We start from the raw sequence: 14,941 nt of genomic DNA, 5'->3' as shown, positions 1-14,941 counted from the left end.
TTATTCCGCTGTGCTTTCAGCGGTATCGCCCAAGTCAGCCATTTCAACATCCTGGCCAGCTTTCAGGGTGACGTATGCTTTTTTAACATCAGAACGACGTCCTAATGTTTTACCAAAGCGTTTAGACTTACCTTTAGTGACAGTCGTGTTAACTTTAACCACTTCTACACCAAAGAGTTGTTCAACTGCTTTTTTGATTTCAAGCTTATTTGCATCAAGTGCAACTTTGAATACTTGAACACCAGCAGTCTCACCTAAAACTTGTGCTTTTTCTGAGAAAACAGGTCCTTGCAGGACTTGATATAAACGTTCGTTGTTCATCCGAGTTCTACCTCAATTTTCTTAGCAGCAGCTACAGACATAACAACTTTATCGAACGCGATCAAGCTAACAGGATCGATTGCAGTCGCATCAACCACATCAACGTATGGAATGTTGCGAGCTGCCAGATACAAGTTCTCATCAACAGCATCAGTAACGATCAATGCACGCGTAGCATTCAAGTCGTTAAGTTTTGCAAGCAATTCTTTAGTTTTTGGAGCTGCAACTGCAAACTCATCAACCAGCACCAAGCGATCTTGACGAACAAGTTCAGCCAGGATGCATTGCATAGCACCGCGGTACATTTTACGGTTTACTTTTTGAGACCAGTCTTGTGGACGAGCAGCAAAAGTTTTACCACCGCCAACCCAGATTGGGCTACGAATAGAACCAGCACGAGCGCGGCCAGTACCTTTTTGACGGAATGGCTTTTTACCACCGCCAGCAACTTCCGAACGTGATTTCTGAGCTTTAGAACCTTGACGACCACCAGCTAGGTAAGCTGTAACAACTTGGTGTACAAGAGCTTCATTAAATTCACGACCGAACGCAACTTCTGATAATTCAACAGCAGAGCCGGAAACAGTATTTAAATTCACGTTATTTCCCCTCAGGCCTTGATCGTAGGACGAACAGTTACGTCGCCACCGGTAGCACCAGGAATCGCACCTTTAACTACCAGAACTGAACGTTCTGCGTCGATAGATACAATTTCAAGACCCTGTACAGTTACGCGCTCAGCACCTAAATGGCCAGCCATTTTTTTGCCTTTGAACACGCGACCAGGAGTCTGGTTTTGACCTGTAGAACCTAGAACACGGTGAGATACAGAGTTACCATGTGAAGCATCTTGCGTACGGAAGTTCCAACGCTTAACACCACCCTGGAAACCTTTACCTTTAGACTGACCAGTTACGTCAACAATTTGACCCACTGTGAACAGATCTACGCCAATAGTAGCGCCAACTTCACGACCTTCAAGCTCAGCTTCTGAAACGCGGAATTCTTGAACCAGACGACCAGCAGCAACACCCGCTTTCGCAAAGTGGCCTTTCTGAGCGTTAGTTACGCGAGATTCGCGACGTTCACCAGTAGTGATTTGAATCGCTTGATAACCATCAGTTTCAAGCGTTTTGATTTGAGTGATTCGGTTAGGATCAACCTCAATCACTGTAACAGGCACAGAAACACCAGCGTCTGTAAAGACACGTGTCATACCGCACTTGCGACCGACTAAACCAATAGCCATGTGCATAAACCTCTAAAAAAGCGGCCTAATTAACTTAGAGTGTTAATTAACCGAAAGCCTTAACCCAATGCGATCTGAACATCAACACCAGCTGCTAGATCTAACTTCATCAACGCATCAACAGTTTTATCAGTAGGTTGAACGATGTCGATCAAACGTTTGTAAGTGCGGATCTCGTATTGGTCACGCGCATCTTTGTTAACGTGTGGTGATGTTAAAACGTTAAAACGTTCAATGCGTGTAGGCATTGGAATTGGACCACATACTTGTGCGCCAGTACGTTTTGCTGTTTCTACGATTTCTTGAGCTGATTGATCAATTAGACGGTGATCAAAAGACTTAAGACGGATACGAATTCTCTGGTTAGACATACCAGTTAACTCCAAGCCAAATATATAAAGAATCACTCTTGACGCATCTCACCCCACTATTTCAAGGTAAGTGTCAAGAGCAGTGAAATATCACCAAGGTCATGATCGATGCCATGACTGTAACGATAGTTAACTACTTTCTTCGCAGTTAACCCCTTCCTATTGAAGGGTCGCTCATTATAGTCATTGTTTAATGCATAAGCAAATGCCTTTTACAGTTTTATCCGGCTATTTGGCTGCATTTTCTGAATTGGCCATTTATTTTTCTGGAAGTATCAGCATTGACCCAGTCGCTTCTTTTTTTAATTGCATGCTTGAGTAGCTATTTTCCTCCATAAAGCATTTTTTATTCATTTTCCACTTTCTGCCAGACTTGAAGATACAGGCTCGAGCACTGCGTCAACTCTTTTTATCTTTCTCAAAAGTTCTTAAATTCACTGAGTTATTTCAAATAATATATTAAGAAACAAGCATACTTTTACCAAACCGCTCGAGCTGATCAAGATGGGGATTCGCTATTACTCCACTCTGTGCATAAGGGCCTCGCCAGCTTTTTTAATATGGGTCATAAGATAAATGCTTATTAGATCTAGCCTACTCTGAGTTGAGCTATTTTAATCCCGCCGTAAAAGCCGAATTTACAACACACCATCCACCCTAAAACCAAATAAAGCTTTTCAACCATCTTCATAGCCCTAGTCGCGCCCTCGAGATTCTCTTAAGCTAGGACAATAACGACTTACATTTGAGCGCATTCACGTGAAAAAAAATCCACAAACCGCCCTGATTCATGCACCGCGAAAGGCTCCTCAATATATTTCTACGGTTCAGCCTCCCCTTTATCGTGCATCTACCATCATTTTTGAAACCACGGATGCATTGTTTAATCGCCACTGGAGCGATGACTATGATTATAGTTATGGCACCCATGGCACACCTACCACATTTACATTAGCCGACAACATTGCTCAGCTTGAAGGCGGGCAATACTGCTTGCTGGCTCCGAGCGGCCTGTCGGCCATTAACCTCGTCAATTCCTGTTTTCTTGCGCAGGGGGATGAAGTCTGGGTAGCAGACAATATTTATGGCCCCAACATGGAGCATCTGCGTAATCTGGAAAGCCGCTATGGTATTACGGTAAAGCTCTATAATCCGCTAGCGGCCAGTTCATTCCAGCCTACAGAAAAAGCTAAGCTGATTTGGCTCGAAGCCGCAGGTTCAGTAACGCTGGAATTTCCAGATCTGACCGCTTTAGTTCAAAAGGCGCAGAAACATCATGTCTTGACTGCACTCGACAATACCTGGGGAGCAGGTCTGGCATTTAATGCCTTTGACTTTGGTACGGAACATTTAGCGGTAGATATAACCGTGCATGCGTTGACCAAATATCCAAGCGGCGGTGGTGACATCTTGATGGGCTCTGTGGTGACACGGGATCAAAAGCTGCATCATCAGTTGTTTCGCATACATGCAATTCAAGGCATTAGCGTGTCCGGTGATGATGTGGCACAAGTGCAACGCAGCCTGGCGTCAATGCAGGTGCGTTATCAACATCAAGCTCAAAGCTGTTTAAAACTGCTGGCTTGGCTTCAACAGCGAAATGAATTTGTTCAGGTCTTACATCCTGCCGATGCGCATGCCGCAGGTCATGAATACTGGCAAGAAATTTGCAAAGATGGACAAAGTGCAGGTCTGGTCAGTGTGATTTTCAAACCTGAATACACTTTAGAAGATATTCGTACCTTCTGCGATGCCCTGCAACTGTTCAAGCTTGGATTTAGCTGGGGTGGACCGGTTAGCCTGGTCATGCTTTATGACTTAAAAGAGATGCGCATGCTTCAACATTCACATTTGAAAGAGGGCTTCCTGGTTCGCTTCTGTATTGGGCTAGAACATCCTGCAGATTTAATTCAAGATATAGAAAATGCATTAAAACAGTTAGCTCAGCAGCAACATGAATAAATCAAAATAGGAAATCATATGGGTGCAGCAACCGTGATTGCCAAAAACTTGCCCATACACAGAGAGGATTTGACCCCCACAATTTGCCAACCGCCACGGCTTAATCGCCGGGGCAATGGGCAGTGTTCAAACCATAAGCCTAAAAGCCAAGCCGTTGGCGAACTGGGCACAGGCAAAGCCTGAATAAGCTATCTGAATGAACAAGACATATCGCAAATGGTTGAAAGTTGCTGGGGGATACTACCCTATTCTTCATTTCACCCGCTTGCCCCCAAAGAACACAAAATACTGTTCAGTGTCATTGCAGGCACTTACCTACACAGCCTGGATGGTGAAAATGCGTTTGAGATATTGCAGCAAAAAGCAGCTGAACCCGCTGCCAAGCAACATCAAAAACTGTTTCAGGATACAGTTGGAACTTTTACCAAAAGTGCTGCATGTGGCAGGGGTGGAGAGAAAATTATCTGGGGTTTATTGGGCACCCTGTTCGTAAAAAATAATCTATTCCTTCGATCATTAACCTCTTCATTATGGAATATTCTTATATTCCATAATTTTTTTATGGGTATTTAATTGATGGCTATTGTAAAACCATTTTTAAAAATGTATTTTAAATACATCTTATAGATAACACCCATGAGAAATCAACTATGACTCCGCAGCAAATTGATCTTGTAAAAGCCACTGTTCCTGTTCTTCGTGAAAATGGGGTTGCATTGACAGGTTATTTCTATAACCGCATGCTGGGCAATAATCCAGACTTAAAAGAAACCTTCAATATGGGCCATCAGCGTAGCGGCGCACAGGCGCAAGCCCTGGCAGGTGCAGTGTTGGCCTATGCGGAAAACATTGAAGACCCTTCCGTGCTTTTGCCTGTGGTTGAACTGATCGCCCACAAACATGTCAGCCTGAATATTCAAGCGCCGGATTATAATATTGTGGGGGAAAACCTGCTGCATTCCATCAGTGAAGTACTTAATATTTCAATGGAAGATCCTTTAATTGATGCTTGGGCTGCGGCTTATGGTCAATTGGCAGATTTATTCATCAACACTGAAAAAGCCATTTATGATCAACATCAGCAAACCAAAGGCAGCTGGTTAGGCTGGCGCAATTTTAAAATTGCCAAAAAAGTAGTGGAAAGTGATGAAATTACTTCTTTCTACCTTACCCCTGTAGACAGTGGCGATTTGCCAAAATACGAAGCAGGACAATACATTTCTGTTCGTGTCTTTGTGCCGGAACTCAACTTAAGACAGCCTCGTCAATATACGCTGTCCACTTGCCCGCAAGCGGACTATCTGCGTATCTCAGTCAAACGCGAAGATCAAAAAGATGATTTAATTCCGGGTTGGGTCTCTAATACGTTACATAGCCTGCCAGAAGGTTCAGAAATTGAAGTGTCTGCGCCAACAGGTAATTTCTACCTGATTGATGCAAATAAACGTAATGTATTTATCAGTGGTGGTGTAGGCCTCACCCCGATGATTGCCATGCTGAATCAACTGGTTACTTTAGATATGCCACAACCCGTCACTTTCATCCATGCGTGTCGCAGCAAACAAGTGCATGCCATGAAACAGCATATTCAGGATTTAAAAGCAAAATATCCTCGCTTAAGCACAGTGACTGCCTATGAGTTTCCGCATGCCAGCGACAAATTAGGCGAAGACTTTGACATTGCAGGTCGTTTAGACCTTAGCAGCCTCGACAGTGCTTTACTACCAACAAATGCAGACTACTACCTTTGCGGCCCAATGCCATTTATGGTTGAACAGCAAAAAGTACTGCTGGCTCGCGGTATTCCGGCTGAAAACATTCACAGTGAAGCCTTTGGCACAGGTGGTGTACACCACTAAGCGGCAACACAGACACAAAATAAAAAAGGGGGGTTAGTTTGGTTATGCTAGACTAGCCCCAATTTTTTTAATCAAAAATCTCAGTATTATCATGCAACTGAATAAATTCACTGATTATGCGCTTCGTATACTGATGTATGTTGCACAACCCCGTGATCTCCCTTATACGATTGCTGAGCTGGCCGAGCGCCTGGAAGTTTCGCAAAACCATGCGATGAAAATTGTCCATTTTATGGCAAAGCAAAACTGGCTGATTACCACCCGCGGCAAAGGTGGAGGAGTACGCCTGAATCCGGATGCCCTGAAACTTCAGCTCGGGCAGATTGTGCGGATTTTACAGCGTGACAACCAGATTGTGGAATGCAATGATCCTCCCTGCGTACTGCGCTATGGCTGCGGTTTAAAAGGTATTCTGGATCAAGCTATGGAACAGTTCTATGCCAGTCTGGATCAGTATATTCTGGGCGATGTGATTCAGCCTGTTCAAGGGCATTTTAGCCTTCAGTCCCCCATCAACCTGATTAATCTTTAACAGCTATTTCCCCCTCTTTGCGGCTGAACAGCGCTAAAGTTCGCTTGCCTGCCCGACTTCCTTTATAATAGTTCCTTGTATATTAGTCATTGAAGTTGAGCCATGCATCACAGCAGAGGAAAGTCGAAAAACAGTAAGGCATCGAATGCCCCAAAGCAAAAGATCAGCTATGAAAAAAAAGTAGATCCTGCGATTACTGAGTACTCTGTGCGCGCACTGAACTGGTTGCGTAAAGCTGAATTCTTAATGAGCGCACCCAAGCTGAGCCTGTGTGTAGAAGATACGGGGTATGAAGTGGCTTTTGCAGGCCGTTCAAATGCAGGGAAGTCGAGCGCGATTAATGCCTTGACCAACCAGAAGCAGCTGGCACGTGCATCGAAAAAGCCGGGGCGCACCCAGATGATCAACTTCTTTAGTCTGGGCAATCCGGATCAGCGTCTGGTTGACTTACCCGGCTATGGCTATGCTGCCGTACCAGAAGCCATGAAGATCGTATGGCAAAAAGAGCTGGAAAATTACCTGATTCATCGCCAGAGCCTGCAAGGTCTGGTGTTATTGATGGACATCCGTCATCCTCTGCAGCACTTTGACATCATGATGCTGGAATGGGCCTATTCACGTAAACTGTTCGTGCATGTGTTATTGACCAAATCTGACAAACTGAATCGCGGTCCAGCCTCTAAAGTCCTGCAAGAAGTGAAAGCCATGCTGAAAAAGATGAAGCTGGACTTTTCAATTCAGCTGTTCTCTTCCCTCAATAAGCAAGGTCTGGAAGAACTGGCTAGTGTGATGGGGGGTCGCCTGAATTTTACGCTGGATCAGACCGCTGAGTTTGATCTGGACAGCATTCCTGACGCGGTAGCCGATGAACTGGATGAACCACAAGAATCGATGTGTATAGAAGAGAATGAATCAGAGGCTCAAATTGCCGATGATGCGACGGATGAAAGCCGACAAGCCGATTAATCAGGATAATCCTCCAAATTCATCATTAATTGATATTTCAATGTCCCGTATTGCTAATCACAATGCGGGATATTTTTTTCATACTGATTTTTACCGTATGTAGAGCATTACACGTTAAAACAATAAGGACAGTATGATGAAACTTTTCTCCCGTTTAAAAAACGCTAAACTCGGCTCATCTATCAGCTATTATATTCAGCCACGTAAAGTAAAATTTGAATGGCAAGACACGCCCGTGGACTGGATTCCACAGCAGCCTTATGTAAGCTATTTCATCAATGAAATTAATATGATTTTACCTGCTGGCGCATTCTGGTTTTGTCGCCTGTATAATAAAGTTTTGCCCCAAATTCGTGATGAAAAACTGAAACAGGATGTGCAAGCCTTTATCCGCCAAGAAGCAATGCATGCTCAAGCGCATAACTCTGCCAATTATGAATATTTAACCGTGCGCAATATTGATATCCAGCGCAACCTCAATGTCATGAATTTCCTGTTTAGCCGATTACTGGCCGACCAGCCTTTAGGCCTAAAGATTCCTTCATTACTTGAACATCAATGGGATTTATTTCGCCTCGGCATTATCGCCACGGTGGAACACATGACCTGCGTACTGGGTAAATATGCCCTGTATAATCAGGAATGGCAGAAACTGGGAGCAGACCCAGCCATGCTGGATCTGATTAAATGGCACGGTGCAGAGGAAATTGAACATCGTACTGTCGCCTTTGATTTATACCGTCATTTAGGTGGCGGTTATATTGCCCGTTATTACCTCAGCATCATTGTGATTGCGGCCGTAATTGGCCTGTGGGTTGATGGCACTGCCCATCTGATGAAACAAGACCCCCGCTTTAAAGCGATCTGCCCGGCCGTATACAAGCCGTGGATCTGGCGTGAATGGTATGCGATTGCACAACGTAACAATAATTTAATACCCAGTCCATTTTGGCTCATCTCACAGCAGCTGGGATATCTGATGCCATGGTACGATCCACTGCACGAAGCCAAAACTGAAGATGCGATTGCTTATCTGGCATCCTCCCCGGCAGCCAAACGTGCAACACAGCTGAAAGTGGCATAATCCCCCCATTCATCACTTAAGCCGCACGATACAATAATGCCTACCCAGCAGGGTCAATGCCCTGCTTTTAATTTGTTCGCAGTATATGGAAATAACAAGAAATACGGCGTGTGCACGCCTGCATTTCCGTCATTAAATTTGCAGGGCGCGACCTGGCGGCAGCCTTGGATTTTTATCGTGAAGGCTTGAGTTTAAGCAGTGAAGGCGTCATCGGTGAGGAATTTGGTTAGGACGCTGCGGCATTTATTGAACTGCAATCAGGTTTAAAACTGGCTTTATGGCCGCAAAGCAGCATTCAACAGGATAACTGGACTGACGCTGAGTGCAATATGCCCCACACACATGAGCTGGGGACAAAAAATCTATAATCCTCTGAAGGTCGGTCAAGCAATGGCTCAGGCAGAAAATACCGGCGCCAAAATTATCAGAGCTGCACAAGCCAAGCGCTTACGAGGGTTATACAGTGTATGTGCAGGATCTGGAAGCTAGCTCCTGAAAATCATGTTTAACCCCCCAGTTCGGAAGTGGACTAAGTCTGTTGTGGCTCACGGGTATAACGATCGACCACCACGCTGATCATCATGTCACCCTGTACATTGACCACGGTACGCACTGTATCCAGCAGACGGTCGATCGGTAACAGAATCGCAATCGCTTCGGCAGGCAGCCCCACGGATTGTAGCACCATAATCATGGTTACCATTCCGGCACTAGGAATACCCGGTGCACCTAAAGACGCAATCATTGCCGTGGCACAGACAATCAGCTGCTGCCCCAAAGTCAGGTCTAGCCCCATCAGGTTAGCAATAAACAATGCCGCTGCTGCCTCATATAAGGCCGTGCCATCCATATTCAATTGAGTGCCTAAAGGAATAACAAAGCCGGCTGTTTGTGGGCGTACCCCTAAATTTTCCTGTGCACATTTTAAAGAGAGCGGCATGGTGGCAGAACTGGAACTGGTGGCAAAAGCAGTGATCAGAGCGCTACGGGTACCCTTAAAGAAAGTCAACGGGTCCATTTTCCCGAAGAACCACAACAGAAGTGGCAGCACTACTACACCATGAAAAATCGTAGTTCCAGTCACCACTGCCGCAAACTCGGCCAGACGGCTGAGCACAGAAATATCTTCGGTTGCAATCAGTTTGGCCAATAAGGCAAAAATTCCTATTGGCGCCAGTTTCATTACCCAGCCAATCATTAACATCATGATGTCAAAAAACTGATGACTGAGTTTACGCACGGTACGAAAGCAGTCACCACCTGCCACCAGCGCCACCCCGATAAACAAGGCAAATACCACCACTGCCAGCACATTGCCATCTGCAAAAGCCTTAAAAGGATTAATCAGGGTGTTTTGAATAAAATTGGTGAAAAAGGAGGACGGCGTCAAGGTATCCGGCGTTTTATGCTGTGCCATGGCATCTTGAAACATCACCACATCTACACCCTTGCCCACCTCAAATAAATGCGCACAAGTGAGTCCCAGAATCAGTGCTAAAGTAGTGGTCGTGACACAGCACATCAATGTGATTTTCCAGGTCCTGCTGAGCTGCCCACCGGCTTGCAGGTTGGAGACTCCCACCACAATTGAGGTAAAAATCAGCGGGATCAGGATCATTTTAAGCAGGCCAATAAAGATGCTACTCGCAATGCTGATTGCGTACAGGCTGATATTAAAAAACGGGATTTCTGGAAATAAAGTCAGTAAAAATCCAAACCCTACCCCCAAGACGGCGGCAATTAAAATCTGCGTATTCAAGCTCATTTTACGTGCATTTTTAATATTGATCTTAAGCCGCACTATGCCACGCAAGAACTGGAGAATCGAGTAATTTTTTATAAACACCCCTCTCTGAAAAAGTATCAAGCCGGATCTGGAGTCCGGCTTGATGTAGGTTTATATGCTGATTTACTGGGTTTCAATTTCACGTAAACGAATCAGGCCTTCCTGGGTGGTACTACAGACCAGCTCGCCATTTTGCCACATCCGTCCAAAGTTCAGGCCGCGTGAACTGGCACTTTGCGTTGCTTCCATGTCATAGAGCATCCACTCATCTACCCGGAATGGCTTATGAAAATACATGGCATGGTCAATGCTCGCACACTGCAGGCTTGGAGACAGATAGCTCAGGCCATGCGGACGTAGCGCCGTGGTCATCAAGGTAAAGTCAGAATAGAACGCTGCAATGGCCTGATGCAGGGAGATGTCATCGACTTCTGCTGCAATCCGGTCATGGGTACGGATATAGTGTGCATAAGAAGGTGCTTCAGGCTGGGGCTGAAACGGATTTTGCGGATTGACCGGACGAATTTCGACATGACGTTCACGGGTAAAAGAAGCACGGACATTTTCCGGAATAAACTCAATCATCTGCTGGACCAAAGCCACTTCATTTTTCAGGCTTTCCGCTGGCGGATATTCAGGCTCTGAAATCTGATAGTTCAGCCCTTCTTCCTGCTGGGCAAAAGACACCATACACATAAAAATGATCCGGCCATGCTGGATTGCACGCACTTGGCGGCTGACAAAACTCTTGCCATCACGAATGCGGTCAACCTCATAGATGATCGGAGCGTTAACATCGCCACCAAACAGAAAGTAGGCATGCAGAGAATGCGCTGGTCGGTCTGTGGTATAAGATGCCGCACGCAAGGCCTGACCCAAGACCTGCCCACCGAACACACGCTTGCCGACCAGATTGCGGCTAATTCCACGAAAAATATTTTCTTCTAACTTTTCTAAGCTGAGCAGCTCGACCAGTTCCTGGGTTAAGGCATTCATAGGCAACCTATTCGATGGCGGGGAAATCCCCTCGTAAAAATACACATGTATACAAATAAACTGGAATATTCTGCCATAAATTCAGACCAAAACCCTAAAGATTGCTTGACTGTCCTGTCATATCAATTGCACAAGCTACTAGGAAATACCCTGAATTTCGCGCTAAAATTGCACGGCTTCTGTTGAATGTGTTCAAAATGACATATCGTTTCTATAAAGAATCATACACAATCATTCCTCTTCAGAAGTCTAGTAGTTTTGGTCAGTAAATTAGGAGTAACTATGTCCAAGAATGGCTTTGGTCAAATCTACCGCAAGCTTTCAAGCAAGCTGCTTGATCTGGTGGTAACCCCTCAGGTTCTCGGGGAAGTACCAAGTGAAGTGACTGCTCCAGCCACTGACCAGACCGCCCCAGCATCACAGAAAATCATCTGCTACGTTTTACAGAATCACTCTCGCAGTAATGCGCTGGTCGTGGATGCTGAGACCCGCCGTCTGAAAATACCGCCGGCTCTGGATTCACTCGAGCTCGGTGAACTCAAAGAAAAGACCTCGCTGCTGTTCCTGCAGTATCATGATGATAATAATTTACTCAGCGCCCCAGCGCATGCTTTTCCGCCACGTCTGCTACGTCTGATTGAGGCACTGGAAAAACATCCGGAACTGGATGTCGAACTAATTCCGGTCACCGTGCTGTGGGGACGTGAACCTGAAAAAGAAGATTCTTGGTTTAAACTGTTATTTACCGATACCTGGTCGACTCCAAGCCGGGTAAAACAGCTGGTCAATATCGGCCTGCACGGTCGTCAGTCTTATTTAGAGTTTCATGAGCCGAAGTCCTTGCGTGCCATGCTTGACTTTGCCAAAGAAACCCATCCGAATTTATCACCGGCCACGTATATCGTCTGCAACCTGAACGATTATCTGGACGCGCAGCGTGAAGTGGTACTCGGGCCAGATCTGTCAGATCGACGTAATGTCATGCATGGCCTGATCAAATCGACCGATGTACAGGCAGCGATCCTGAACGAAAGTATCCGCAGCAAGATTTCAATGCTTGAAGCGGAGCGCCGTGCGATTGGCTATTTAAATGAAATTGTATCGGATTATTCGCACTCAACCGTGCGTTTTGCAGACAAGGCTCTGACCCGTTTATGGACCCAGCTTTATGACGGCGTCGAAGTGCATAACTTCAGCACCGTGCGTGAACTGGCCAAGGACTATGAAATTGTCTATACGCCATGTCACCGCAGCCATATCGACTATCTGCTTCTGTCTTACGTCATTTATAAACGTGGTCTGATGGTGCCTTATATTGCTGCGGGCGACAACCTGAATATGCCATTTGTGGGTCAGATTCTACGTGGTGGCGGTGCATTCTTCATCCGCCGGACTTTCCGTGGTAATGCCCTGTATACCACTGTGTTTAAGGAATATTTGTACAGCATCCTGTCACGTAATACCCCCCTGGAATATTTTATTGAAGGTGGCCGTTCACGCACAGGCCGTCTGCTTCCGCCAAAGACCGGTATGCTGGCCATGACGGTACACGGTCATTTACGTGGCAAGGCCAAACCGATTGTTTTCCTGCCGACCTATATTGGCTATGAACGTCTCATGGAAGGCGGCACCTATGTCGGTGAAATGAACGGGAAAGAAAAAGAAGCTGAATCTATTTTTGGTATTCTAAAAACTTTACGCAAAATTGAACGTATTTTTGGCAAGGTGCATCTAAACTTTGGTGAACCGGTGTTTCTGGATGACATGCTGAAACAGCATGGTGCAGAAAATATTCAGATTGCCAAGAATGATGATCCAATTCCAACCGCTGTATCTGAAGCCGTCAACAGTTCTGCTCAGGCAATTCTGGAAAATATCAACAGTGCCGTCGTTATTAACCCGGTTTCACTGCTGTCGCTGATCTTGCTGGCGACGCCAAAACACACGCTGGATGAAGAAGTCTGTATCAAGCAGCTGGATACCTACCGTAATCTGCTGATTGCCTTGCCATATGATGAGCGCATGCAGGTCACACCACTTTCAGGTAAAGAAATCGTGGCTTATGCCATGAAACTGAAACTGGTCAAACGCGTGAAACATGTGCTTGGCGATATTATTGCAATTGAAGATAATCAGGCTGTGTTGTTAACCTATTTCCGTAACAACATCGTACATGCCTTTGTATTGCCATCCTTGATTGCAGCGCTGGTTGAACATAACGGTACGATTCGCCGTAAGGACGTAATCAATGTCAGCAGTACACTTTATCCATTCCTGAAAGCCGAGCTGTTCCTGAAATGGGCGGAAGATAAAATTCAGGAACAGGTCAATGCCTATATTGACGCCTTAATTGCCAGCAAACTGATTGCTGAAGAAGGCGAAAATCTGGTGGCCCCTGCACCAAATACTGAAGCCTATCACCAACTGGAAGTTTTGACGGCACCGGTGACACAAAGTCTGGAACGCTATTATATGACGCTAGCCCTAATCACCCAGCGTGGTTCGGGCAATATCTCGACCCGTCAGGTAGAAGAGCTGAGTCATTTGGTCGGTCAGCGTCTGTCCGTGCTGTATGAATTCAATTCGCCAGAATTCTTTGATAAGGCCCTGTTCCAAAGCTTTATTAAAGTGCTGACCCAGAAAGGCTATCTCAGTACCAATGCAGACAATGCCATTGTTTATGATGAACAGCTGACCAATGTAGCACAATATGCCAATCTGGTGCTGGATGACGTGAAGCTCCAGATGCTGCATCACATCACCGCCTTTACCGATGAAGAGCTGAAAGAAGCACTGGATGCGGTTGCGGCTGAACAGGCCAAAAAACGTGCCAGACGCAAGAAGAAAAAGTAAGTTTTAAATAAAAGAGAGGCCATTTGCCTCTCTTTTATTTTAGGAAGGATGCAGTTCGCTGCCAGATATTCATTAGGGTTAAATCCTGGCTCCCTGAACCCTCTCCAACAAGAGGAAGTGTTTAATTCCTTTCTTAACAGAAAGAGGGAAAGCTTACTTCATCAACTCCAGATAATCCTGAAAACAATCTGGATGGTTGAATCTAAATCCAGTTTTCTGCATTCGGGTTGCATACAGCTTTTTGCCTGTCACCTTGTGACTTTCCACCTGAAGCAAAGGAATTCGCATCTGCTGCTGGAACCATTGCAATACTTCAGCTAAAAGCTGAGGCTGGTTATTGGTCACAATATAAGAAGAATCAGGATGTTCCACGTGAATCAAGTGAGCAAGGAACCGGGCCAGATCTTCAATATGAATCCGGTTCGACCAGTGCAGATTCGGATAATGGGTCATGGATGCAGCCATGTGTTGCATACGCCTGACCGAAGTGCCATAAATCCCACTGGGACGGATAATCGTGCATTGCTCAGGATAGGCGGCAAGATAAGCCTGCTCCATCTGCTGCAAAATTTTGCCCTGAGCATCCTGGGGATGGATTGCAGTGTCATCATCCACGCTTTCGCCGGCATTTTGTCCATACACCCGAGTCGATGAAACCACCACCATGCGTTTGACTGGATGCATGTTCAAGGCTGCCACAATGGGCTGAACCGAATCCAGATAGGTCTGCTGATAACCTTCAACCGCCCTTTGTTTTGGACTCAGTAATACATAGACCCAGTCAATTGGTGCAACTGCTGTTAAATCCAGGGTATGTACATCCTGCATCAGATGAGTTGCAAATGAATCTGTTTTGGGACTTTGGCTAACTGTGCTAATTTGATGACCTTGTTCAAATAATTGTTTAGCTACCCGCTCGGATGTTTTACCATAACCAATAAATAAAATATGCATTAAACACC

Annotated in this window: 15 protein-coding genes; 8 read left to right on the top strand and 7 right to left on the bottom strand. The window is 45.6% G+C overall.

Annotated elements, in window-relative coordinates; translation table 11 throughout:
* The 4 genes from rplW to rpsJ are packed head-to-tail and all read right to left on the bottom strand — an operon-like array spanning position 1 to position 1,941.
* A complete protein-coding gene (gene rplW, locus E2K74_RS05930; RefSeq protein ID WP_151203989.1) occupies positions 1-321 on the bottom strand; it encodes a 50S ribosomal protein L23 in 321 nt (106 codons plus the stop codon).
* Complete coding sequence (gene rplD / locus E2K74_RS05925; protein ID WP_151203990.1) at positions 318-920, bottom strand: 50S ribosomal protein L4; 603 nt, start codon at positions 918-920, stop codon at positions 318-320. Before rplD ends, rplW begins: the two co-directional genes overlap by 4 nt.
* Positions 921-931: 11 nt before the next feature.
* On the bottom strand, positions 932-1,570 hold the full coding sequence (gene rplC / locus E2K74_RS05920) for a 50S ribosomal protein L3 (RefSeq protein WP_151203991.1): 639 nt from the start codon (positions 1,568-1,570) through the stop codon (positions 932-934).
* Positions 1,571-1,629: 59 nt separating this feature from the next.
* Positions 1,630-1,941, bottom strand: coding sequence for a 30S ribosomal protein S10 (gene rpsJ, locus E2K74_RS05915; RefSeq protein ID WP_000070912.1), 312 nt, complete (start codon positions 1,939-1,941; stop codon positions 1,630-1,632).
* Positions 1,942-2,700: 759 nt separating this feature from the next.
* Here rpsJ and E2K74_RS05910 point away from each other — a divergent pair.
* From E2K74_RS05910 to E2K74_RS05880, 7 genes are all read left to right on the top strand, one after another.
* Positions 2,701-3,903: a PLP-dependent transferase gene (locus tag E2K74_RS05910; RefSeq protein ID WP_151206735.1), complete on the top strand. Its 1,203-nt coding sequence runs from the start codon at positions 2,701-2,703 to the stop codon at positions 3,901-3,903.
* A gap of 18 nt (positions 3,904-3,921) precedes the next feature.
* A complete protein-coding gene (locus tag E2K74_RS14570; RefSeq protein ID WP_161982778.1) occupies positions 3,922-4,086 on the top strand; it encodes a hypothetical protein in 165 nt (54 codons plus the stop codon).
* Positions 4,087-4,476, top strand: a complete 390-nt coding sequence (locus E2K74_RS05900) for a helicase HerA-like domain-containing protein (RefSeq protein ID WP_227548011.1) — start codon at positions 4,087-4,089, stop codon at positions 4,474-4,476.
* A gap of 77 nt (positions 4,477-4,553) precedes the next feature.
* Positions 4,554-5,762, top strand: a complete 1,209-nt coding sequence (gene hmpA, locus E2K74_RS05895) for an NO-inducible flavohemoprotein (protein ID WP_151206733.1) — start codon at positions 4,554-4,556, stop codon at positions 5,760-5,762.
* Positions 5,763-5,853: 91 nt separating this feature from the next.
* A complete protein-coding gene (locus E2K74_RS05890) occupies positions 5,854-6,294 on the top strand; it encodes an RrF2 family transcriptional regulator (RefSeq protein WP_151206732.1) in 441 nt (146 codons plus the stop codon).
* A 102-nt stretch (positions 6,295-6,396) separates the two neighbouring features.
* Positions 6,397-7,260, top strand: a complete 864-nt coding sequence (gene yihA, locus E2K74_RS05885) for a ribosome biogenesis GTP-binding protein YihA/YsxC (RefSeq protein WP_151206731.1) — start codon at positions 6,397-6,399, stop codon at positions 7,258-7,260.
* Positions 7,261-7,396: 136 nt separating this feature from the next.
* Positions 7,397-8,344 carry a metal-dependent hydrolase gene (locus E2K74_RS05880; RefSeq protein WP_151206730.1) on the top strand — a complete coding sequence of 316 codons (948 nt, stop codon included), beginning with the start codon at positions 7,397-7,399 and terminating at the stop codon, positions 8,342-8,344.
* A gap of 529 nt (positions 8,345-8,873) precedes the next feature.
* Here the strand turns inward: E2K74_RS05880 and E2K74_RS05870 are convergent.
* Both E2K74_RS05870 and E2K74_RS05865 read right to left on the bottom strand, forming a co-directional pair.
* Entirely contained in the window at positions 8,874-10,109 is a 1,236-nt protein-coding gene (locus E2K74_RS05870) for a dicarboxylate/amino acid:cation symporter (RefSeq protein ID WP_151206729.1), read from the bottom strand.
* 144 nt (positions 10,110-10,253) lie between these two features.
* On the bottom strand, positions 10,254-11,126 hold the full coding sequence (locus E2K74_RS05865; protein WP_151206728.1) for an acyl-CoA thioesterase: 873 nt from the start codon (positions 11,124-11,126) through the stop codon (positions 10,254-10,256).
* Between the two features lie 282 nt (positions 11,127-11,408).
* On the opposite strand from E2K74_RS05865, the gene plsB reads away from it, so the two are divergent.
* Positions 11,409-13,979: a glycerol-3-phosphate 1-O-acyltransferase PlsB gene (gene plsB / locus E2K74_RS05860; protein ID WP_151206727.1), complete on the top strand. Its 2,571-nt coding sequence runs from the start codon at positions 11,409-11,411 to the stop codon at positions 13,977-13,979.
* 153 nt (positions 13,980-14,132) lie between these two features.
* Here the strand turns inward: plsB and E2K74_RS05855 are convergent, their stop codons facing one another.
* On the bottom strand, positions 14,133-14,933 hold the full coding sequence (locus E2K74_RS05855) for an NAD(P)H-binding protein (RefSeq protein ID WP_151206726.1): 801 nt from the start codon (positions 14,931-14,933) through the stop codon (positions 14,133-14,135).
* Positions 14,934-14,941 lie beyond the last annotated feature (8 nt).

The sequence above is a fragment of the Acinetobacter sp. RF15B genome, assembly GCF_007558235.1.
GTDB lineage: Bacteria > Pseudomonadota > Gammaproteobacteria > Pseudomonadales > Moraxellaceae > Acinetobacter > Acinetobacter lwoffii_C.
The sequence above is the reverse complement of the archived record's forward strand: the minus strand, read 5'-3'. Positions and strand labels throughout refer to the sequence as shown.

What these genes read in the sequence shown, in the direction of transcription:
- rplW (WP_151203989.1), bottom strand. Translation starts at nt 321, where the DNA reads ATGAACAACGAACGTTTATATCAAGTCCTGCAAGGACCTGTTTTCTCA.
- rplC (WP_151203991.1), bottom strand. Translation starts at nt 1,570, where the DNA reads ATGGCTATTGGTTTAGTCGGTCGCAAGTGCGGTATGACACGTGTCTTT.
- rpsJ (WP_000070912.1), bottom strand. Translation starts at nt 1,941, where the DNA reads ATGTCTAACCAGAGAATTCGTATCCGTCTTAAGTCTTTTGATCACCGT.
- E2K74_RS14570 (WP_161982778.1), top strand. Translation starts at nt 3,922, where the DNA reads ATGGGTGCAGCAACCGTGATTGCCAAAAACTTGCCCATACACAGAGAG.
- hmpA (WP_151206733.1), top strand. Translation starts at nt 4,554, where the DNA reads ATGACTCCGCAGCAAATTGATCTTGTAAAAGCCACTGTTCCTGTTCTT.
- E2K74_RS05890 (WP_151206732.1), top strand. Translation starts at nt 5,854, where the DNA reads ATGCAACTGAATAAATTCACTGATTATGCGCTTCGTATACTGATGTAT.
- yihA (WP_151206731.1), top strand. Translation starts at nt 6,397, where the DNA reads ATGCATCACAGCAGAGGAAAGTCGAAAAACAGTAAGGCATCGAATGCC.
- E2K74_RS05880 (WP_151206730.1), top strand. Translation starts at nt 7,397, where the DNA reads ATGAAACTTTTCTCCCGTTTAAAAAACGCTAAACTCGGCTCATCTATC.
- E2K74_RS05870 (WP_151206729.1), bottom strand. Translation starts at nt 10,109, where the DNA reads ATGAGCTTGAATACGCAGATTTTAATTGCCGCCGTCTTGGGGGTAGGG.
- E2K74_RS05865 (WP_151206728.1), bottom strand. Translation starts at nt 11,126, where the DNA reads ATGAATGCCTTAACCCAGGAACTGGTCGAGCTGCTCAGCTTAGAAAAG.
- plsB (WP_151206727.1), top strand. Translation starts at nt 11,409, where the DNA reads ATGTCCAAGAATGGCTTTGGTCAAATCTACCGCAAGCTTTCAAGCAAG.
- E2K74_RS05855 (WP_151206726.1), bottom strand. Translation starts at nt 14,933, where the DNA reads ATGCATATTTTATTTATTGGTTATGGTAAAACATCCGAGCGGGTAGCT.